At 63.2% G+C, this 18,783-nt stretch carries 19 protein-coding genes; 5 read left to right on the top strand and 14 right to left on the bottom strand.

Features of this window, described 5'->3' with window-relative positions; translation table 11 throughout:
• The first annotated feature begins 14 nt into the window (after positions 1–14).
• Positions 15–731, top strand: coding sequence for a CoA pyrophosphatase (locus tag P3T25_RS16230; protein ID WP_154560603.1), 717 nt, complete (start codon positions 15–17; stop codon positions 729–731).
• 115 nt (positions 732–846) lie between these two features.
• Positions 847–1,785, top strand: a complete 939-nt coding sequence (locus P3T25_RS16225) for a CobD/CbiB family protein (RefSeq protein WP_154560604.1) — start codon at positions 847–849, stop codon at positions 1,783–1,785.
• Between the two features lie 15 nt (positions 1,786–1,800).
• Here P3T25_RS16225 and P3T25_RS16220 read toward each other — a convergent pair whose 3' ends face one another.
• From P3T25_RS16220 to P3T25_RS16210, 3 genes are read right to left on the bottom strand one after another with little or no spacing between them, the layout of a single operon-like run.
• A complete protein-coding gene (locus P3T25_RS16220; RefSeq protein WP_093640613.1) occupies positions 1,801–2,121 on the bottom strand; it encodes a putative signal transducing protein in 321 nt (106 codons plus the stop codon).
• 30 nt (positions 2,122–2,151) lie between these two features.
• Positions 2,152–3,093, bottom strand: coding sequence for a ribosome small subunit-dependent GTPase A (gene rsgA / locus P3T25_RS16215; RefSeq protein WP_429358375.1), 942 nt, complete (start codon positions 3,091–3,093; stop codon positions 2,152–2,154).
• A complete protein-coding gene (locus P3T25_RS16210; RefSeq protein WP_429358374.1) occupies positions 3,090–4,349 on the bottom strand; it encodes a M48 family metallopeptidase in 1,260 nt (419 codons plus the stop codon). Before P3T25_RS16210 ends, rsgA begins: the two co-directional genes overlap by 4 nt.
• Before the next feature lie 190 nt (positions 4,350–4,539).
• Here P3T25_RS16210 and orn point away from each other — a divergent pair, with 190 nt between their 5' ends.
• Positions 4,540–5,157 carry an oligoribonuclease gene (orn, locus tag P3T25_RS16205; protein WP_429358373.1) on the top strand — a complete coding sequence of 206 codons (618 nt, stop codon included), beginning with the start codon at positions 4,540–4,542 and terminating at the stop codon, positions 5,155–5,157.
• A gap of 22 nt (positions 5,158–5,179) precedes the next feature.
• Here the strand turns inward: orn and mog are convergent, their stop codons facing one another.
• Together mog and yjgA are read right to left on the bottom strand one after the other, a co-directional pair.
• Positions 5,180–5,824 carry a molybdopterin adenylyltransferase gene (gene mog, locus P3T25_RS16200; RefSeq protein WP_429358372.1) on the bottom strand — a complete coding sequence of 215 codons (645 nt, stop codon included), beginning with the start codon at positions 5,822–5,824 and terminating at the stop codon, positions 5,180–5,182.
• Positions 5,805–6,416 carry a ribosome biogenesis factor YjgA gene (yjgA, locus tag P3T25_RS16195; protein WP_429358371.1) on the bottom strand — a complete coding sequence of 204 codons (612 nt, stop codon included), beginning with the start codon at positions 6,414–6,416 and terminating at the stop codon, positions 5,805–5,807. The genes mog and yjgA overlap by 20 nt, the downstream gene beginning before the upstream one ends.
• Positions 6,417–6,650: 234 nt before the next feature.
• Between yjgA and pmbA the strand changes: the two genes are divergently transcribed.
• Positions 6,651–8,021, top strand: coding sequence for a metalloprotease PmbA (gene pmbA, locus P3T25_RS16190; RefSeq protein ID WP_408195329.1), 1,371 nt, complete (start codon positions 6,651–6,653; stop codon positions 8,019–8,021).
• Positions 8,022–8,190: 169 nt separating this feature from the next.
• On the opposite strand, the gene P3T25_RS16185 is transcribed toward pmbA, so the two are convergent.
• The 9 genes from P3T25_RS16185 to P3T25_RS16145 all read right to left on the bottom strand — a co-directional run bounded on the left by P3T25_RS16185 (position 8,191) and on the right by P3T25_RS16145 (position 16,718).
• Complete coding sequence (locus P3T25_RS16185; protein WP_154560610.1) at positions 8,191–8,691, bottom strand: dihydrofolate reductase; 501 nt, start codon at positions 8,689–8,691, stop codon at positions 8,191–8,193.
• A 71-nt stretch (positions 8,692–8,762) separates the two neighbouring features.
• Complete coding sequence (locus P3T25_RS16180; RefSeq protein ID WP_168435705.1) at positions 8,763–10,370, bottom strand: sigma-54 dependent transcriptional regulator; 1,608 nt, start codon at positions 10,368–10,370, stop codon at positions 8,763–8,765.
• A 24-nt stretch (positions 10,371–10,394) separates the two neighbouring features.
• Entirely contained in the window at positions 10,395–11,801 is a 1,407-nt protein-coding gene (locus P3T25_RS16175; RefSeq protein WP_154560666.1) for a hypothetical protein, read from the bottom strand.
• Between the two features lie 134 nt (positions 11,802–11,935).
• A complete protein-coding gene (locus tag P3T25_RS16170; RefSeq protein ID WP_429358370.1) occupies positions 11,936–12,736 on the bottom strand; it encodes a peptidase C39 in 801 nt (266 codons plus the stop codon).
• Positions 12,737–12,742: 6 nt separating this feature from the next.
• Positions 12,743–13,453, bottom strand: coding sequence for a C39 family peptidase (locus P3T25_RS16165; RefSeq protein WP_372342386.1), 711 nt, complete (start codon positions 13,451–13,453; stop codon positions 12,743–12,745).
• Between the two features lie 73 nt (positions 13,454–13,526).
• On the bottom strand, positions 13,527–14,930 hold the full coding sequence (locus P3T25_RS16160) for a hypothetical protein (RefSeq protein WP_429358369.1): 1,404 nt from the start codon (positions 14,928–14,930) through the stop codon (positions 13,527–13,529).
• A 29-nt stretch (positions 14,931–14,959) separates the two neighbouring features.
• The gene (locus P3T25_RS16155) at positions 14,960–15,607 is read right to left on the bottom strand and encodes a hypothetical protein (RefSeq protein ID WP_154560614.1); all 648 of its coding nucleotides are present in this window, start codon (positions 15,605–15,607) and stop codon (positions 14,960–14,962) included.
• Entirely contained in the window at positions 15,604–16,095 is a 492-nt protein-coding gene (locus tag P3T25_RS16150; RefSeq protein ID WP_154560615.1) for a hypothetical protein, read from the bottom strand. Before P3T25_RS16150 ends, P3T25_RS16155 begins: the two co-directional genes overlap by 4 nt.
• Before the next feature lie 62 nt (positions 16,096–16,157).
• Complete coding sequence (locus tag P3T25_RS16145) at positions 16,158–16,718, bottom strand: hypothetical protein (RefSeq protein WP_429358368.1); 561 nt, start codon at positions 16,716–16,718, stop codon at positions 16,158–16,160.
• Between the two features lie 536 nt (positions 16,719–17,254).
• Here P3T25_RS16145 and P3T25_RS16140 point away from each other — a divergent pair.
• The gene (locus P3T25_RS16140) at positions 17,255–18,649 is read left to right on the top strand and encodes a sigma-54 dependent transcriptional regulator (protein WP_097390052.1); all 1,395 of its coding nucleotides are present in this window, start codon (positions 17,255–17,257) and stop codon (positions 18,647–18,649) included.
• The last annotated feature ends 134 nt before the right edge of the window (positions 18,650–18,783 follow it).

Genomic DNA, 18,783 nt, shown 5'->3' with positions numbered 1-18,783 from the left:
TTCCGAGAGACCCGTTGATCCGCCCCGCCTTTGAGCCTGAAACTCTACCTGTCGAAGCGACGGGTGCCGATCTGCCACCGGTGGTTGCCGGGCGCCTGACGCCCGACGGTCTGCGTGCGCGCTTCGAGCAGCGCCTGAGCTGGACGCCTGAGCCGATTATCGAAGCACCGTGGCGCGACCAGCACGTCGATCCGCGCGTTGCCGCTGTGCTGGTGCCGTTGGTCGTGCGTGACAACGGCCTCACCGTGCTCCTGACTCAACGTGCCGACCATCTGAACGACCACGCCGGCCAGGTGAGTTTTCCCGGCGGCCGTCATGAGCCGTTCGACGCGGATGCAACCGCTACGGCGTTGCGCGAGGCGCAGGAAGAGGTCGGTCTCGATCCGTCGCGCGTTGAAATTCTCGGTGCGTTGCCCGACTATCTGACGGGCACCGGTTTTCGTGTGACGCCCGTAATCGGTCTGGTGCATCCGCCGTTCACGTTGAAAGCGGATGCGTTCGAAGTGGCCGAAGTCTTCGAAGTGCCGCTCGCTTTTCTGATGAACCCCGCGCATCACGAAGAGCGCGTGTTTCGTTACGAAGGTGGCCAGCGTCGCTTTTTCGCCATGCCCTATCCGCGGCCCGCGTCGGCGGAAGCGGCGGATCGCGAGGGGCAGGTGGGCGGCCACTATTTCATCTGGGGCGCGACGGCGGCGATGCTGCGCAACTTCTATCGCTTTCTCGCGGCTTGAATCGCCGCGGGTTGTGCACTTGTTGGGTGTTTGTCAACGTCCGTGCTCAGTGGCATCCGACCCTGTGCTATCGTTATAAAACAATCGTAAAAACTCGAAAAGCACGGCGCATCGCATGACTTTTTTCTCCGTATTGCTGGCTCTGATTATTGAACAGGTCCGCGCGCTGTCGCTGAACAATCCGGTGGCGGCATTGCTTCAATACCATGCAGAGTCGGCGGCGCACGGATTCGATGCCGGCAAGCCCAAGCATGGCCTGCTCGCGTGGCTGGTGGTGGTGGTGCCCTGGACGCTGGCCGTCGCGCTTATCTACTACGTGCTGTATCACATTCACTTCGCGCTGGCGTTCCTGTGGAACGTCGCGGTGCTGTACTTCACGCTCGGTTTCCGGCAGTTCAGCCATTACTTCACGGATATCCACCTCGCGTTGAATAACGACGACGTGCCGCGCGCCCGTGAAATCCTGAATGAATGGACCGGGCTCGATACCGTGGATATGCCCGTTAGCGAGATCGTGCGTCATACGCTGATTCACGCGGTGGTCGCCTCGCATCGGCATGTGTTCGGCGTGTTCTTCTGGTTCCTGATTCCGGTCGGGCCGGCGGGCGCGGTGCTGTATCGGATCGCCGAATATCTGGCGCGTGCATGGGCACGGCCGGCCGACGATCGCACGGCGGCGTTTTCGAGCTTCGCGCAACGTGCTTTCTTCGTGATCGACTGGGTGCCGGCGCGGCTCACGTCGCTGGGCTTTGCGATTGTCGGCAATTTCGAAGACGCGATTTATGCATGGCGCAACCATGCGCGTCAGTGGCCGGATGCGAACGACGGCGTGTTGCTGGCCGCGGGCAGCGGCGCGTTGGGCGCGCGATTGAGCGGGCCGCTTGCCGAACCCTCGAGCCTCGATGCGCTGACCACCGGCGACGGCGGCCCGATGTCAGTCGGCGACGACTGCACGCCGCGCACGCTGCAATCGGCGGTGGGTCTGGTGTGGCGTGCGGTGGTGCTGTGGATGATTTTGCTGCTGATGCTGACGATCGCGGTGTGGCTTGCCTGATGCGCTCCAACCGCTTCATCCATCCAGCGGATCACGCGCCGTCCCACACTGCCAGCACACCGTGAACTGCGCCTCGAGCGTCTCCCCGCACTGACGGCATCGCCACGAAGGCGACCCCGCCGCCGGGCCATGTGAAGCCGCATCGATCAACCGCCGCGCCATCACCTCATCGCGCTCATCCACAAGCCACAGCTCCGGTGCGCACTGATCCGCCGGAATATCGCCGAGCGCGCCGTTCAGATAACGGTTATGCAACTCGCAAGCGATACCCGCCGTCTCCAGCACATTGACCCAATGCTGTCCGATGATCAGATTCGGCGCGCGCATCAATTTCATCGTGAATCCATGGTTCGACAGCGGCGCGCGTTAGCGCACGATCTGGCTGGCTTCGTGCACCAGTTGCGCATACAGGGCATGCCGTTCGCGCCGGATCCCGCCATCGGCGACCGCTTCGAGAATTGCGCAGCCCGGCTCCTGCAAATGATGGCAGTTGTAGAAGCGGCAGTTCGGCAGCAACGGCCGGAACTCGGGAAACGCGCGTTCGAGCCGGCCTTCGGTCAGATGATGCAGGCCGAATTCCTGGAAGCCCGGCGAATCGATCAACGCACCGCCGTCGGCACCAGGCAAAGGGTAGAGCCGCGTGAAGGTGGTGGTGTGCCGGCCGCTGTTCAACGCGGTCGAGATCTCGCGTGTCGCGACTTCGGCATCCGGAATCAGCAGATTCACCAACGTCGATTTGCCCATGCCCGACTGGCCGAGCAGCAGCGTCGAATGACCTTGCAGATGCTCGAGCAACGCGGGGCGCGCGGCATCAGGCTGCGTCTTGATCGACACTTCGACCACGGTGTAGCCGAGCGCGCGGTACGGTTCGAGCCGCCTGCGCGCGCCCTCCAGCGCGCCGGTCACGTCGATCTTGTTCAACACGATCAACGGCTTCAACTCGTTTGCCTCGGCGGCGACCAGCGCGCGGCCGAGCAGGTCCTCGCTGAAATGCGGCTCGGTTGCGAGCACGATCAGCAACTGGTCGAGATTCGCGGCAAAGAGTTTCGACTTGTACTGATCCGAGCGATACAGCAGATTGCGCCGCTCGCCGATTTCGACGATCACACCCTGATCCGCCGAAGTCGGTTCGTAAATCACGCGATCGCCGACCGCCACTTCGCTACGCTTGCCACGCGGGAAGCACTGGAGCATCGGGCTGCCGTCTTCCGGCGCGACCAGGTAGTGCCGCCCATGAGCGGCAATCACCAGACCGCCTACGCGCGTGCTGGACGGCGCGCGCGGCGCTTTCGGGGAGCGGCCGCTCATGCGTGCCGCAGCAGGCGGTCGATCCGCTGCGACGCCGGCGGATGCGAGTAATAGAACGCGGTGTAGAGCGGATCGGGCGTCAGGGTCGATGCGTTGTCCTCATACAGCTTGACGAGCGCGTTGACGAGGTCTTGCGCATCGGTTTGCGTCGCGGCGAAGGCATCGGCCTCGAACTCGTGCTTGCGCGAACTGAGGCTGCCGAGCGGCGTGACGAAGAACAGGAACACCGGCAGCGCGAGGAAGAACAGCACCAGCGCGAGGCCGCTATTGCCGCCGATCAGCGACGGCCGCACGCCCAGTCCTTCATAGAACCACACGCATTGTGTCAGCCAGCCGAGCAGGGCGAGCATCACGAGGCTGATCGCGAACATGACGACCATGCGCTTGATCACGTGACGGCGCTTGAAGTGGCCGAGTTCGTGCGCGAGCACCGCTTCGATCTCGTTGCCCGACAGGCGCGCGAGCAGCGTGTCGAAGAAGACGATCCGCTTGGCCGCGCCGAAGCCGGTGAAATACGCATTGCCGTGCGCCGAACGGCGGCTGCCGTCCATCACGAACAGACCCTTGGCGGCGAAACCGCAGCGCTGCATCAGGGCTTCGATGCGGCTTTTCAGCGCTTCGTCCTTGAGCGGTTCGAACTTGTTGAAGAGCGGTGCGATAAACGACGGGTACAGCACCAGCACGAGCAACTGGAACGCGACCCAGACGATCCACGTCCACAGCCACCACAGGCTGCCCGCCTGGTTCATCAGCCACAGCACGACGAACAGCAGCGGCAGGCCGAACGCCGCACCGAGCAGGACGCCTTTGAGGCGGTCGAGAAAGAAAATACCCTTGCTCATGCGGTTGAAGCCGAAGCGTTGCTCGACCACGAATTGCCGGTAGTACTCGAACGGCAGATCGATCATGCTGGTAATCGCGATCACCGCCGCGACCAGCGCGATCTGGCCGGCGTAGCCGCGGCCCAGCCAGTCGGAGATCGCGAGATCGAGCGCCTGCACGCCGCCCAGCAGCGTCAGCCCGATCAGCACGGCCGCGCCGACGACGATCTCGATCATGGTGAGGCGCGTGCGTTCAACGGTGTAGTCGGCGGCGCGCTGGTGCGCGGTGAGCGCGATTGTGCCGGCAAACTGGCTCGGCACCTGCTCGCGATGGCCGGCGACGAAGCGGATCTGCCGCGACGCGAGCCACAGCTTGGTGCCGACCATCGCCACGACGGCGACGACGAACAGAACAGTGAAGTACAGGGTAGGCATCCGGGGATTCCGTGGTATCTATGCGAGAATTATATGTTTCTTCCCGCCCGGCGGCGGGGGGATAAGATCAAACCCGGCTCAAACCCGGCCCATGCAGGCCCAAGCCGGCTCAAACCAATCTCATACGAACAATCGCCGCGGCAAGCGCGCTTCCGGAGAAGCCGTCTGCCCGGCCATCAGGGTTGCCTTCATGACTGACATCCTCGACTCCACCGAACAGCCGCCGCTCGTGCGCAGCGACATGAATCTCGTCTGGCTGGACATGGAAATGACCGGGCTCGAGCCGGACACCGACCGCATCATCGAAATCGCGGTGGTCGTGACGAATTCGACGCTCGACCGCCTGGTCGAAGGGCCGGTGCTGGCGATTCATCAGAGCGACGAAACGCTCGCCAAAATGGATCAGTGGAATCAGAACACGCATGGCCGCTCGGGGCTGATCGACCGCGTGAAGGCGTCGACGGTGAGCGAAGCGGACGCCACGGAACAGATTCGCGACTTTCTTGGCGCTTATGTACCGCCCGGCAAATCGCCGATGTGCGGCAACTCGATCTGCCAGGACCGCCGCTTCATGGCGCGCTGGATGCCGGATCTGGAGCGCTTCTTCCACTACCGCAATCTCGACGTCAGCACGCTGAAGGAACTGTGCCGCCGCTGGCAGCCGGCGATCTACAAGGGTTTCCAGAAACGCGCCATGCATACGGCGCTGGCCGACATCCATGAATCGATCGACGAACTGAAGTACTACCGCGAGCACTTCCTGATTCCGGCGGCCTCGCAGGTGCCGGAAACGCCGGCCGCGGAATAATCCATCAGCCGTCGTTTCAGCTTCAACCCTGCCGGGGCGCGCGCACCGCGTTCTTCGGCCGGAACGCTTTCACCACGTCGGCGTTCGTTTCCACATACGGGCCGCCGATCAGGTCGATGCAGTAAGGCACCGCGGCGAAAATCCCCGGCGCCTTCACGGCGCGGCCAGCGTCTGCGTCACGCAAACCTTCCAGCGTTTCCTTGATCGACTTCGGCTGCCCTGGCAGGTTGATGATCAGCGCCGCGTGATCCGCGGTTTCGCGGATCACCGCCACCTGGCGCGACAGAATCGCGGTCGGCACGAAATTCAGGCTGATTTGCCGCATCTGCTCGCCGAAACCCGGCATTTCCTTGGTCGCCACCGCCAAAGTCGCTTCCGGCGTCACGTCGCGGCGCGATGGGCCGGTGCCGCCGGTGGTCAGCACCAGATCGCAACCCACTTCGTCGACCAGTTCGATCAGCGTGGCGGAAATGGTGGGCGCATCGTCCTGAATCAGGCGGGTGACCACCTGGAACGGCGAGGTCAGGGCGGCGCCGAGCCATTCCTGCAGCGCCGGAATGCCTTTATCCTCGTAGACGCCTGTCGACGCGCGATCGCTGATCGACACGAGGCCGATCACGATTTCGTCCGGATGATTACGTGTAGCCTTACGCGTCGCGGTCGTCATCGTCGTCTTCCAGCGCGTCTTCCGCTTCGGAATCGGTCTCGGCAGACGGGCCGTCGGCGTTCTTGATCCACTGGAACAACTCGCGGAAGTAGCGCGGCGGCTTGCTTTGCTGCGCTTCCTTGCGGGCGTTGCGGATCAGCGTGCGGCCCTGCTGCGGATCGGCGTTCGGGTGCTGGCGGATGAATTCGGTCAGCGCGGCGTCGTCGGCGAGCAGTTTCTCGCGGGTGCGCTCGATCCAGTGCAGCTTGGCCGTTTCCGCCTTGTTGACGCCGTTATAGGTGTCGAGCGCGGTGCGCAGGGCGGCGGTTTCCCCGTCCAGCAGCGAGCGCATCACGCGCCCGACGTACTGCACCTGGCGGCGCTTGCCTTCGTGATCGGTGATGCGGCGCGCTTCGCGCACGGCGTCGTCGAGCTTTTCGGGCATCGGCATGCGCTTGAGCGCGTCTTTCGGCAGGGCGATCAGCGCCGAGCCCAGTTCCTGCAGCTCGTGCATTTCGCGCTTGAGCTGGGACTTGCTGGGACGGTCGTAGCCGTTCTCGTCGACTTCCGGCTCGGCGGATTCGATGGGTTGAATGCGGGTTTTGCGTGTCATACCGATATTGTAGCGTGCCGCGCACGCCGGGCCCGCCGTGCTGCTGTGCACAAGTGCGCTCGCCGGCTCCGGCGGACGCGGCGAATGCCAGGTACGGCTTCGCAACCCTTGCTATGATCGCGGGATGCGTGACTACGCAAACGCGCACGCGAATGCACTTGCAAATGCGCACGCACGTGCGTGGCATGGGCGAACACACAGGGCCGCTCGGCCCCGAACAGGACGGCAACGACAATGGCAGCAGACATGGACGTCAAGCAGCGCTTTTTTCCGCATACCCAGGATGAACTGAAGGAAATCGCCTCGGACATCCTTCGTCACGCGAAGTCGCTCGGCGGCACCGACGCGGCGACCGAGATCTCCGAAGGCGACGGCCTGTCCGTCTCCGTGCGGCGCGGCGAAGTCGAGACGATCGAACACAACCGCGACAAGATGGTCGGCGTGACGGTGTTCATCGGTAACAAGCGCGGCAACGCGAGCACCTCGGATTTTTCGTCGCAGGCCTTGAAGGATACGGTTGCGGCGGCGTACAACATCGCCCGCTTCACCGCGGAAGACGACTGCGCGGGTCTCGCCGAAGCAGACTTGCTCGAAACCGCGCCGCGCGATCTCGATCTGTATCACCCGTGGAATCTGTCGGCCGACGAAGCGGTGGAAATCGCCCGCCGCTCGGAAGACGCCGCGTTCGCCACCGATCCGCAGATCAAGAACTCGGAAGGCGCGAGCGTCTCGGCGCAGCACTCGCAGTTCGTGCTGGCCACTTCGCGCGGCTTCCTTGCGGGTTATCCGTACTCGCGCCACTACATCGCCTGCGCGCCGATCGCCGGCAGCGCGCGCAACATGCAGCGCGACGACTGGTACACGTCGACCCGCAGCGCGGCCGACCTCGCCGATCCGGAAGCGGTGGGCCGCTACGCCGCGCAACGGGCGCTGTCGCGCATCGGCGCGCGCGGGCTCGACACGCGCAAGGTGCCGGTGCTGTTCGAAGCGCCGCTCGCCGCCGGCATTCTCGGCGCGTTCGTCCAGGCCACGAGCGGCGGCGCGCTGTACCGTAAGACCTCGTTCCTCGTCGATAGCCTCGGCAAGCCGGTGTTCGCGCCGCACGTCCAGGTGGTCGAAGATCCGCACGTCGCGCGTGCGATGGGCAGCGCGCCGTTCGACGAAGAAGGCGTGCGTACGAAACAGCGTTCGGTGGTGAAGGACGGCGTGGTGGAAGGCTACTTCCTGTCCACCTATTCGGCGCGCAAGCTCGGCATGCAGACAACCGGCAACGCCGGCGGTTCGCACAATCTGTCGCTGCGCAGCTCGAAGACGCGCCCGGGAGACGACTTCGAAGAAATGCTGAAGAAGCTCGGCACGGGCCTGTTGCTGACCGAACTGATGGGGCAGGGCGTGAACTACGTGACGGGCGACTATTCGCGCGGCGCGTCGGGCTTCTGGGTCGAGAACGGCAAGATCCAGTATCCGGTCGAGGAAATCACGGTGGCGAGCACCTTGCAGGAGATGTTCCGCCATATCGTCGCGATCGGCGCGGATACGATCACGCGCGGCACCAAGGAAACGGGCTCGGTGCTGATCGAACGGATGACGATCGCCGGGCAGTAAGCGGTTCGATCAAGCGCCGACCGGCTGCGCAGCAGGGCTGCACAACGGCGCTGCAAACAGAAACGCCACGCGAGCAACCGCGTGGCGTTTTTTTATGCGTGCGTGTTGAGTGACGGTGAATGACGAATGCGCGAAGCGCAGACCGTCATTCAGGCGCGCTGCAACACTCTCAAGTGCCCTTACGCTTATACGTCACGAACGCGTAATCGAAGTCATTCGGCGCGTCCGCGCGATGCGTTTCATGCGCGACTTCTTCCCACTCGCCTTCATCGAGCTCGGGGAACGTGGCGTCGCCTTCGAAGTCGGCGGAGATCTCGGTGATGATCAGCTTGTCCGCCTGACGCAAACCTTCCGCATACAACTGCGCGCCGCCGATCAGAAACGCCTCCGGCGCCTGATCCTGCGCGGCGAGCTTCAGCGCGTCTTCGAGCGTGGTGGCCGCGTCGCAGCCCTGAAAGCGCCGTGCGGCATCCCGTGTCACGACAATGTTGCGGCGTCCCGGCAACGGCCGGCCGATCGATTCATGCGTCTTGCGGCCCATGATGATGGGCGCGCCCATCGTGGTGCGCTTGAAGAACGCGAGGTCTTCGGGAAGTCGCCAGGGCAACTGGTTGTCGCGGCCGATCACGCCGTTATTGGCGCGAGCGACGATCAGGGTGAGCGTCGTCATCGAATGGAAAGGGGAACGTAACCAGGATGATTCTACCTGAGGTGCAACACGGTGCCGCGCGAGGCGCCCCATCATTCATGGGCAGCCTCGTCGGCGGCGCTCGGTTCAAACGACGCCTTCTCGTCAACGGCGCTCAGCTCCCGCAAGCCGTGGTGACCCATCAGCCGGTACAGCGTGACGCGCGAAATATTCAGATCGATCGCCGCCTCGTTCAGTCGGTGGCGATGCCGTAGCAGCGCTGCTTCGATCGCGCGCTTCTCGGCGGCCTCGCGCGCCTGCGAGAGGCTCATGGTCTCCTGCTCGGTGAACTGCGCGAGGTCGAGGTCTTCGGCGGAAATCAGCTTGTTTTCCGCCATCACGATCGCGCGGCGCACCCGGTTGATCAGTTCGCGGACATTGCCGGGCCAGCCGTAGTTGTACATTGCCTCGATCGCCGACGGCGTAAAGCCACGGATCTTGCGCGCGCTGTCGGTCTTGAACTTGTGCATGATGTGATGCGCAAGAATCTCGATGTCCTTGCCGCGGGCGCGCAGCGGCGGCTCGTCGACACGCAGCACGCACAGGCGGTGGAACAGGTCGGCGCGGAACCGTCCGTCGCGCATCGCGATCTCGAGATCCACGTGGGTCGCCGAAATGATTCGCACATCCACCGGGATCGATTCGCGGCCGCCGAGCCGGTCGATCTTGCCTTCCTGCAAAAAGCGCAGCAGGCTTGCCTGGCTTTCCATCGGCAGGTCGCCGATTTCGTCGAGCAGCAAGGTGCCGCCGTCCGCGGCCTCGACCCGGCCGATCTTGCGCTGGTTCGCGCCGGTGAACGCACCGCGTTCGTAACCGAATAGTTCGGATTGCAACAGATGGTGTGGAATCGCGCCGCAATTGATGGGGATGAAAGGCGCCTTGCGGCGCGGCGAGCGTTCGTGGATCGCCAACGCCGTGAGTTCCTTGCCGGTGCCGGATTCACCCGAGATGAACACGCTGGCGTCGGTGTTGGCGACTTTGCGAATCGTGCGGAAGAGTTGCTGCATCGCTTCGCAGGTCCCGACCATCTCTTCTTCGTCGTCGGCGGCGGGCGCGGCAGGCGGGATCTCGTCGGCATCGCACAACGTCACCATGCCGAATGCGTGACTGGCGAGGTAGTCGATCGTGGCGTTGGCCACCGGTGTCTTGACGTAGTCGAAGCAGTAGTGGCGGATCAGACGCCGCACGTTGACGTCGGTGAGGCGTTCCGCAGTGGCGAGCGCAATCCAGCCGATCTGCTGTTGACGCAGGCTCGTTTCGAACCCGCCAAGGTCGCGCGGCGCAAAGCTGGCCAGGTCGACGATGCCGGCGCATATCACGTCGGGCTTGAGCAGGCGCGAGACCTCATGCGCCGAGCGGGCTACCATCACGTGCCAGCCGCGGCTCTTCAGATGGGCGCTTAGCGCCTCGTCCGGCGAGCGTGCGACGTACAGCAGCGCCCGATCGGTCCGCGCGTGCAGCAGACCGCTCCCATTCGCTGCGACGGAGGCCTCGTGCAAGCATTCCGGAGCGGCCTCGTGAGGTCGCGCCAAAGAGACTTCCGACGGCCGCCCCACGAGGACTTCGGCTGCTCGTGTCGCAGAAACGTCTGACGCTCGGGCAATCGACAGATGAGCGCCGGAGGGCGGTGTAACGCTGCTCAGATGGGGTGATTCGCGCACGATCAACCTCGTATCGTTGGCACGTCAAAAAGTGTAGGGAAAGCGCAAGCCGATCACGAAGTTCGGCGTGTCGGGCGTGAGGCCGACAGATACCGAACCGTTGATCGTCAAGTGCTTGTTCACTACGTGATTCAAGCCGAAGGTCAGTGCGGCAGCGGTGGTCTCGCTGCCCGGCACTTTCGAATAGGTTCCGCCTGGCGCCTTGGTCTGCGACTCGGGTTCCAGCGCCATGGTGTACGAAATGCTCGCTGAGTCCTTGTCCGAGAACGCCAGCGCCACGCCGCCGCCGAACTGCACGACGTCGCCGATCTTGACCGTCGCCGGTTCGGTCTGGCCGATCACCGACGAGATGTCCGAGAACGAGCGGGCAATGTTGTAGGTGTACGAAACGCTGCCGAACAGCACGACCGGGTCGTAGGTCTTCAACACCGACAGGCCCGCCGTGATGTTCCAGAAGCCGGTGCCGGTGGGCAGCTTCGTGGGGGCGACGAGGTTGGTGTTGTTGGCATCGACCTGCGCCAGCTTGATGCCGAACGGCGACGAACCGGTCGGCGCCTTGATGCGCAGGCTGCCGACCAGGTCCGGCAGATTGTTGGTTTCCTTCAGGAACTGGTAGTAGATCCCGAAGTTGACGTCGCCAATATCGCTCGAATTTGCCGAGGCGTCCGAGACCGAATTTGCCGCACCGCCGGCTCCGCCGACGATGAAGTTGCTATGCCGGTAGATATAGGGCACGTCGACGTCGACGCTGATGCGGTCGGTCAGACCGTAGCGCGTGTCGAGGTCGGCCATCACCTGGTGCGACTTGGTCTCGCCGAGGTTGATGTTGCCGAGGAAAATCGCATCGAGCGCGAGGAAGCCGGACAGTTGCAACTGGCGGCGGTCGTAGTAGGTATCGTTGATACCCCAGTCGAGGGTCAGCTTGTGCTCGAACAGAGGCGTGTGCTGCTGGCTCTGCACCACCGCGTCTTCCGATTGGGTGCGCACCGGTTGCGCGGCCTTCTGCGTCTGGCCGATTGCACCGCTGCCGTCGGTCGCTGCCGGCAGGCCGCCGCCACTGCTGCCTTCCGGCACCGGCGGAGTGACCGGCACGCCTGTCGCGGTACCCGTGGCGCCCCCCGGCGCGGGGGTGCCCGGGTTCACCTGGGCAAGCGGCGGCAGCGGCACAGGCAGGCCGTCTGCGCCGGGTTGCTCGGCGACCGCGCCGTTGCCGGCCGGCTCACCGTAACCCGGTGCGCCGCGGCCGCGCTGCGACATTTCGAGGTTCGTGACCTGCCGTTCGAGTGAGATGATCTGCTTTTGCTGCTCGCTGACGACACGCATGAGCGTGTTCAGCCGTTCTTCGATCGATTGATCGGCGAGCGCCTGCGCGCCGGCCCCCTGCGATAGCGCGAAAAGCATGACGGCGGCTGGAATAGCCGCCAACGCCATGCGCGGCGCCCCAGTCTTTGAAAATCTGATCATTTTTGTTCCCCCGGTATTCTGACTGCGCGTCGCATGTCTCCTTGTGCATCACGCGGTCGTTTGGTACTTCGGTCTCCTACCTGGTCGGGCGGCGGCCCGTGTTATCTCCTTACGGTGTTTTGCAGGGCTTGTAGTACGCCAATCTGGCGCAGCATCGGGGCCGACATCTGCTGCGTCTGCAAATGCAGTTGCAACTGGTTGGCGACTTGCTGGTTATTGCCTGCGATCTGCAAGAGTTGGGCAATCATGCCGGCCTGTTGCGCGCTGGACGGCGCGATGGTTTGGGTGGCGATACCGCCCGGCGTCTGCAACGAAATCGAAATGCCGCCGTTGGCGAGACTGACGGAGGCTTTCACCGAGCCGTTCGCATTGCTTGCTGCGGCCGACGTTGCGTTGTTATAGGACCCGCCCGCGAGGCTGCCTGGCGAGGCGTCGAAATCGATCAGCGCCTGGTTCGTCCCGAGGTTGCCGTTGCCTGCCACCTGGGTAATCTGCGAGACGCCGTTGACGTTGACGTTCTGCCCGCCGGTCGCGCTGGCGTTGCGGTTGGCGCCGCTGCCCTCGCGCACGTTCGGGCCGGTCACCGAGGCCGCTGAATTGAACTTGACGTTCGGCTGGTTGGACGTGTTTGTACCGATCGCGAGCGAGCCCGAGGCGACAGCGGTGGCGCCGTTCGGCAACTGCCATTGCGACAGCAGGGTGATAACGGCGCCCGAAATGATGTCCCCAGCAATGCCTTTGCCGGTCTGGTTGGCAAGGATGGCGTCGTCGACAGGTTGCAGCTTGAGGGCGCCGACGTCTTCAAACACCGTAGATGTCTGCTCGGCAGCGTGTGCGACTGATGCGAGGCCGCACGTTGTGAAACACAACGCACAGCCTATGGTGAGTAAGTTTCGGTCCATGATGAGTCAGAACAACTCTGCCTTGATCAAACCGTATTCAACAAAGGGAGTCGCTGCCGTACCGTTTTCCAGCGCACGTTCGCGCAGCTTTAGCGCGAGCGACTCGTTGCCTTGCAAGAGCGGAGAATCCTCCATAAATGGCTTGCCGACGACCGCGAACACGAGGCCGTTCCATTTCTTGACGAAGTCGTCTTCCATGACGATGCGGTTGCCGAGCGCCGGGTCGGCAATGAAGACACGGCTGTCTTCCGCGTGCTTGACGATCACGAAGTGCTCGTAGCCGTCGCTGTTCATCAGCACGAGCACAGGAATCTGCAGGTGATAGAGCGCTTCAGGGGTGACGCGGAAACCGCGGCCACGCAGGCCGATCGTTTCGACGAACTTCTTCATGTCAAGCATCGAGAAGCCGTTCTTGACCACCACCTCTGGTGTCGAAAACACCATCATGCGTTGGATCATTTCGGGTTCGGGAATATCGATCCCGTAGCCGTACTTCAGCAACGTGGCCAGAGCGGCCGAGCCGCAGCTATAGTCGTAACGCTGCGAAACGATGTGGTTGTAGCGGATCTCGCGGATCGAGCGCACGTTCACGTCGAACGGCACGCCCGCTGCTGCGTTCATGGAAAGGGCACTCTGCGCGTGACCCGTTTGCGACAGCACGAGTCCAGCGAAGAGTGCCAGAAAAAAGCCAGGCGTTACCCTGCTCACCCCGAACATGGTCTATTCCCCCCTGGGGAGACAGCCGGTCAGTACGAAGGCTGACCGGCGTCTTCCTGCGATGCAGCTCTACTTACTGATGCGACACGCTGGCGACTGCAAGGCCGTTGTGTTGCAGGTTGCCTACACCCGACGCGATGTTCACACCGATGTTGCCGGTAGCATTGGCGAGAGCACCCGCGCCAAGCATCGACGAGCCGGTGAACTGGCCTTTGACACCTGCTTCCGCGGTCTGGCAGTTCTGGTCGCTTGCGATGACTTCGCCACCTTGCTTGCCGCCCTTGTTATGCTCCCAGCCCATCCCGCTGCTGCTGCTGTCTGTCGTAGCCGATGCTGCCAGGCTGTTGTTTTGCACGTTGCCCGCGCCCGAGGCCACGTTCACCCCGATATTGCCCGTCGCATTTGCCAGCGCGCCTGCGCCGACGGAAGCAACGAAGTTGAAGTCTCCCACTTTCGCCTTGCCGCTCGACGATTGAGTCGAGTAGATCTGTGCAGTGCCGAACACAGGGCCGACATCCATGTTCGACAGGGCGGCGTCGTTGGACTGGGCGTTGTCTACGCCGGTGGCGATGTTGACGCCAATGTTGCCGCTCGCGGTATCCAGCGCGTGATCGCCGATGCCGGCGGACATCGTCGTCGGCGTTTCGGTGTTGATGTGCTGGGTCACACTGCCCGTGACCGTGACGGAGCCCTTGCTGTCGTCGTAGTTATGGGTCCATCCGTAGGCGTGGCTGTTTGACGAGTAGCTGGCGCTGACCTTTTCGCCATGGCCGCTGCTGCTTTCCGTCGCCGTGCTCGCGCTGGCTGCTGCGGTGCTGCCCCACTCCACGCTGTAGCCGGCTGCCTGGCCAGCGAAGCCGCCGCCGTAGTTGTCCGAGGCGTGCGTGTTCAGGGCGGCGGCGAAGCCCGCTGCGACGCCGCCGAAGATGACGCCGGGGCCGCTGCCGAGACCAGCGATAAAGCCTGCTGCGATGAAGCCGTTCGCGGAGGCATGTGTGTTCACGTAGTCGTAGCCCTTATACGACGACGCGATACCCGCAGCGGAGCCGCCGCCTTGGCTAAACGAGGAGCTCGACGAGGCCGTGCTGGTTTGCGTGTTGGTCTTGTTATAGGCCCAGGCGTGGTCGCTATACGACTGGCTCACACCCCAGCCGCTGCCACTGCCGCTCGCATGATTCCAGCTATCCGTCGTGTTGACGGTTGTGGTCACGTTGCCGGAGACATAGCTCTGCGGAGGCGTTTTCATGTCGACGCCGCCGATGTTCACGCTTTGCGTGTTGTTGACCGTGGCGCCGGAACTGCTCGACACGTTAACCTTGCCGTGCAGCGTAATGAAGCCGAATTCGCCGATTTCGGTGTAGACGTTCGTTGCCGTAAAAAGCTCAGCCGGGTCGCAGCCGGCCGTGCATCCTTCTGCATAAGCCGAACTTGCTGCCATCGTTGACAAAACAGCCGCTGCAATGATTGTGCGCTTCATGATGACGCTCCGATAAAGAGTGTGGCTCGTTAGAAAAAGGTGCCCGCCGGGGGACGGAGCACAAAACTATTTGAACTGACGTTACCTGAGCCGGCTGTCTGGTTGATCTGGACGATCCCACTGACGTTTTTGAGCGCGTCCGCACCGATGGATACCTCGCGTGCGTCGTGGTTTTCGCCGGACCTTCCCAGGCCACCGCCTTTGGCGGTCGTAGCGGATAGCACCCCATCCGCTACGATCTCCCCTTCAATCGGCCCAGTTCCGATAACGGCGCTGTTCCGCTGAAGATTCCCTACACCCGCCGACTGATTCACTTCGATAAGGCCAGAGGTGTTTGAAAATGCATTACTACCGATCGTGCTCCTAGCGGCCGTCGTCCTGGCGTTCGTGGACGCGCTCTGCGAGCTTCCGATCAGGTTGAGAGGGACTTTGCCGTTGGTGAGCACGCCCTGGTTCGCTTGTACGTTATCGAGGCCTGATGCCTCGTTGATGGCGATAACCCCGGTGGCGCCGATGACCGCGCCGTTGCCGATCAGCGACTGCGCGTCGATCTGGGCCGGCACCGTTTGGGCATGGGCCGCGAAGCTCGCACAGCCAAGCAATGCCCAGGCGAGCAGGGGCCAGCGCGACTGTTTGCGTGACGGAAGGCGCTTGGCCGGCGCGCGTGAGGTTGTCATTTCATGGCTCCTAGAGCGGCGCCCAGGGGGGCGAGTGCACCGTTGACCGACTGGGCAATCGAGCTGCCGATTCCACCTGCGCCGCCGAAGCTGGCGCCTGCGCCGACCGGAACGTTGTTGCCGTTGCCCGCCAGCATGTGTGTAATACCGTTGGCGCCGACTAGCGCAGGCATATAGCCGTTGCCGGAGATGCCGGCGGTGCCGTGCGCGCCGTTCAGGTCGAGGTCGCTCGCCATCGTGCCGATCGCGCGATCGAAGGTCGCCCTCGGGAAGGTTTGAACCTGGACTGCGATCGGGTCCTGGCTCTTCGGCACCGGCACGAACGCATCGCGTGGCGTGATGTCGCGCTCGATGACGAGGTTGCCCGGCTGGCTCACCTGCTGCGCGGTGGCACTCGTCACGGCGCCGGCAGCGAGCACGCCGAGCAGCGCGGACAGCAAGGCTGCGCAGCGGTGGCGGCTGCCCGCCTTCTGGGTTGAAGCGTTCATGTCAGTTCCTTGCGGGCGGACGATCGGTCGGTGCGGTCTTCGGCAGCGAGCGGGTCGTTGCGCTAATTTCTCTGGTAGCTCGTGATGTTGCCTTGTGCGGAGCGGGCGACGTCGACGGGAACCGGCAACTGCGACGGCGGGGCGATTTCGTCCCACAGCGTCACGCCGTTGCCACCGGTGTTAAAGCCGCGCATCAGTTGCGGCGTCGCGGAGACCATCAACATGCCGCCGAAGCCGCCGCGTTGGTGGGACAGCGCCTGATCGTCCAGCACGAGATCGGTCACAGACGCGGCGTCGGCGGGAATGCTCAGCGCGTTGCCGGCCAGATCGTTGCGGGGCGCGGCGCTGTCGTTCGTGGCGGCCACGGTGTTGTCCACCGCGGCGACGCTCGCCGTATTCGTGACATCCGTGGCCGTCGGGTTCGGCGAGGCCACCGCTGCGAGCGTCGTGCTCGCGAGGGTGGCGGAACCGGCATCGGCGGTTTCGGCCATCGTGGCGGATTGAGGTTGTGCGGATTCCTGTGCATTGACGCCAGCGGACAGCACGGTCAAGGTCACCGCGGCGGCGCATAGTGCGGCGCAAGGTGCCATGATGCTCAGGTCGATGCGGAAAGCGAGTCGCATGATGTGTCTCCTTGGTGCACAGCATTTAGCGAAACATGTGCCATGAGTCGCAATCCATTGGTGCGTCTGGATGTGACCCGCATACCGCGGAGTAACAGGGAAGAAATCGGACAAAAACGTTTCAGCGCTGAAACGGCAGGCAGAAAATACCTGTAATTCGTTAAATCCGAAGGTATGAAGTACCTTGGGGTGAACGCCAGGAAAAGCGCTTCCACAATGCTTTTATTCATAAGCTGAATAACTATTCATCGGCCGCTTGGCCTTGCTGGACAAGGAGTCTCCGATTAAATTCGCATAATTGTTTTCCAAGCGGCGCGTGTATAGTAAGCTCTCGAAAACAGCTTCAGATTTAAAAAAGCCCGCTAACGGGCCGTCTCAAACACACACGCCGCTTTCTTGGGGATCAGCTGTCCGCACGGAATGGAATGGCCGTTCGGTTTTTGCTATATCGCGAATCCCGAACGAGTCAGCGTGTCTGAACTGAAGTTCAGGTGCGTGCGTCATCCTTAACGTTCGTTGACGAGAGGATCTGAATAATGGAACCCGCAACGCGGCAACTGATTTACGTTTCACGCGATCCGAGCGCGGAACTGAATACTCGCTTCCATCAGCGCGGCTGGCATGTCGAAGTCGTTGGGTCGGCGCGCGATGTGCGCCGTGCTGTTCGCGCCGGAATGGCGGCGGGCGGCCTGCTCGATCTGTCTAGCGATTTTCAGCCACACGAGATTGCCGCCTTCGAGTCCTGCCTTACCATGCCGAACGTCGGCTGGGTTGCGGCGACCACCCCCGGACAATTGCAGGACGCGGCCTTGCGCCGGCTCGTGCGGGACTATTGTTTCGACTATGTAACGGTGCCTTACTCGGGCGACAGGATCGTCGATTCGGTCGGCCATGCATACGGCATGATCTCGCTCGGCGAGCCGGCATCGAACGATGGGTCGCAAGGCGCGGAAGGCGAAATGGTCGGTTCGTGCGACGCGATGCTCGCGCTGTTCCGCTCGATCCGCAAAGTGGCCATGACCGACGCGCCGGTGTTTATCTCGGGCGAATCGGGCACAGGCAAGGAGTTGACCGCGGTCGCGATCCACGAACGCTCGGCGCGCCGCAATGCGCCTTTTGTGCCGATCAACTGCGGCGCGATTCCACCGCATCTGTTGCAATCCGAACTATTCGGCTATGAGCGCGGCGCGTTCACCGGCGCCAATCAGCGCAAGATCGGCCGCGTGGAAGCGGCCAACGGCGGCACACTGTTTCTCGACGAAATTGGCGATCTGCCGCTCGAAAGCCAGGCGAGCCTGCTGCGCTTCCTGCAGGAACGCAAGGTGGAGCGGCTCGGCGGCCACGGTTCAATCGACGTCGATGTGCGTATCATCTCGGCGACCCACGTAGATATGACGGCCGCGATGATCGAAGGGCGGTTCCGCTCCGACCTTTATCACCGTTTGTGCGTGCTGCAAATCGACGAACCACCGTTGCGTGCACGTGGTAAGGATATCGAACTGCTTGCGCGGCACATGCTGGAACGTTTCAAGAAAGATGCAAGCCGCCGTCTGCGCGGTTTCGCGCCCGACGCTATCGCGGCGCTGCATAACTACGGCTGGCCGGGTAACGTGCGCGAGTTGATCAATCGCGTGCGGCGCGCCATCGTGATGTCGGAAGGGCGCGCGATCACGGCCCGCGATCTCGAGTTGGCCGAGTATGTGGAGATCGTGCCCGTCTCGCTCGCGCAAGCGCGCGAAGCGGCCGAACGCCAGGCCATCGAACTCGCGCTGCTGCGTCATCGCGGTCGTCTCGGCGACGCCGCGCAGGAACTCGGCATTTCGCGCGTGACGCTGTATCGCCTGCTGTGCTCGCACGGCATGCGCCATATGGAAGGCGAACCGCTGGTCACGCCGCACGGCGAATTGCCGGCCTCGGTACCGCATCTCTGACGGGCTTGGTCGCCCACTTAGTTGCCCACTTAGCCACCGATATTTTCTCGGCGACGCACCTTGACCGGGCGCCGCCCGGCTGCGCTTGTTAAAATCGGGTTTTCCGCTCAATCTCCGTGGCGCATGCACCTGAC

It is taken from the genome of Paraburkholderia sp. GAS32, assembly GCF_050434225.1.
Classification (GTDB): Bacteria; Pseudomonadota; Gammaproteobacteria; order Burkholderiales; family Burkholderiaceae; genus Paraburkholderia; species Paraburkholderia madseniana.
The sequence above is the reverse complement of the archived record's forward strand: the minus strand, read 5'-3'. Positions and strand labels throughout refer to the sequence as shown.

Bases quoted from the DNA above. Each gene is read 5' to 3' on its own strand.
- pmbA (WP_408195329.1), top strand. From the start codon at position 6,651: ATGGCAGCAGACATGGACGTCAAGCAGCGCTTTTTTCCGCATACCCAG.
- yjgA (WP_429358371.1), bottom strand. From the start codon at position 6,416: ATGACACGCAAAACCCGCATTCAACCCATCGAATCCGCCGAGCCGGAA.
- P3T25_RS16210 (WP_429358374.1), bottom strand. From the start codon at position 4,349: ATGCCTACCCTGTACTTCACTGTTCTGTTCGTCGTCGCCGTCGTGGCG.
- P3T25_RS16140 (WP_097390052.1), top strand. From the start codon at position 17,255: ATGGAACCCGCAACGCGGCAACTGATTTACGTTTCACGCGATCCGAGC.
- P3T25_RS16175 (WP_154560666.1), bottom strand. From the start codon at position 11,801: ATGGCGTTGGCGGCTATTCCAGCCGCCGTCATGCTTTTCGCGCTATCG.
- P3T25_RS16220 (WP_093640613.1), bottom strand. From the start codon at position 2,121: ATGAAATTGATGCGCGCGCCGAATCTGATCATCGGACAGCATTGGGTC.
- P3T25_RS16165 (WP_372342386.1), bottom strand. From the start codon at position 13,453: ATGTTCGGGGTGAGCAGGGTAACGCCTGGCTTTTTTCTGGCACTCTTC.
- mog (WP_429358372.1), bottom strand. From the start codon at position 5,824: ATGACGACCGCGACGCGTAAGGCTACACGTAATCATCCGGACGAAATC.
- P3T25_RS16150 (WP_154560615.1), bottom strand. From the start codon at position 16,095: ATGAACGCTTCAACCCAGAAGGCGGGCAGCCGCCACCGCTGCGCAGCC.
- P3T25_RS16185 (WP_154560610.1), bottom strand. From the start codon at position 8,691: ATGACGACGCTCACCCTGATCGTCGCTCGCGCCAATAACGGCGTGATC.
- P3T25_RS16160 (WP_429358369.1), bottom strand. From the start codon at position 14,930: ATGAAGCGCACAATCATTGCAGCGGCTGTTTTGTCAACGATGGCAGCA.
- rsgA (WP_429358375.1), bottom strand. From the start codon at position 3,093: ATGAGCGGCCGCTCCCCGAAAGCGCCGCGCGCGCCGTCCAGCACGCGC.
- P3T25_RS16155 (WP_154560614.1), bottom strand. From the start codon at position 15,607: ATGACAACCTCACGCGCGCCGGCCAAGCGCCTTCCGTCACGCAAACAG.
- P3T25_RS16145 (WP_429358368.1), bottom strand. From the start codon at position 16,718: ATGCGACTCGCTTTCCGCATCGACCTGAGCATCATGGCACCTTGCGCC.
- P3T25_RS16170 (WP_429358370.1), bottom strand. From the start codon at position 12,736: ATGGACCGAAACTTACTCACCATAGGCTGTGCGTTGTGTTTCACAACG.
- P3T25_RS16225 (WP_154560604.1), top strand. From the start codon at position 847: ATGACTTTTTTCTCCGTATTGCTGGCTCTGATTATTGAACAGGTCCGC.
- orn (WP_429358373.1), top strand. From the start codon at position 4,540: ATGACTGACATCCTCGACTCCACCGAACAGCCGCCGCTCGTGCGCAGC.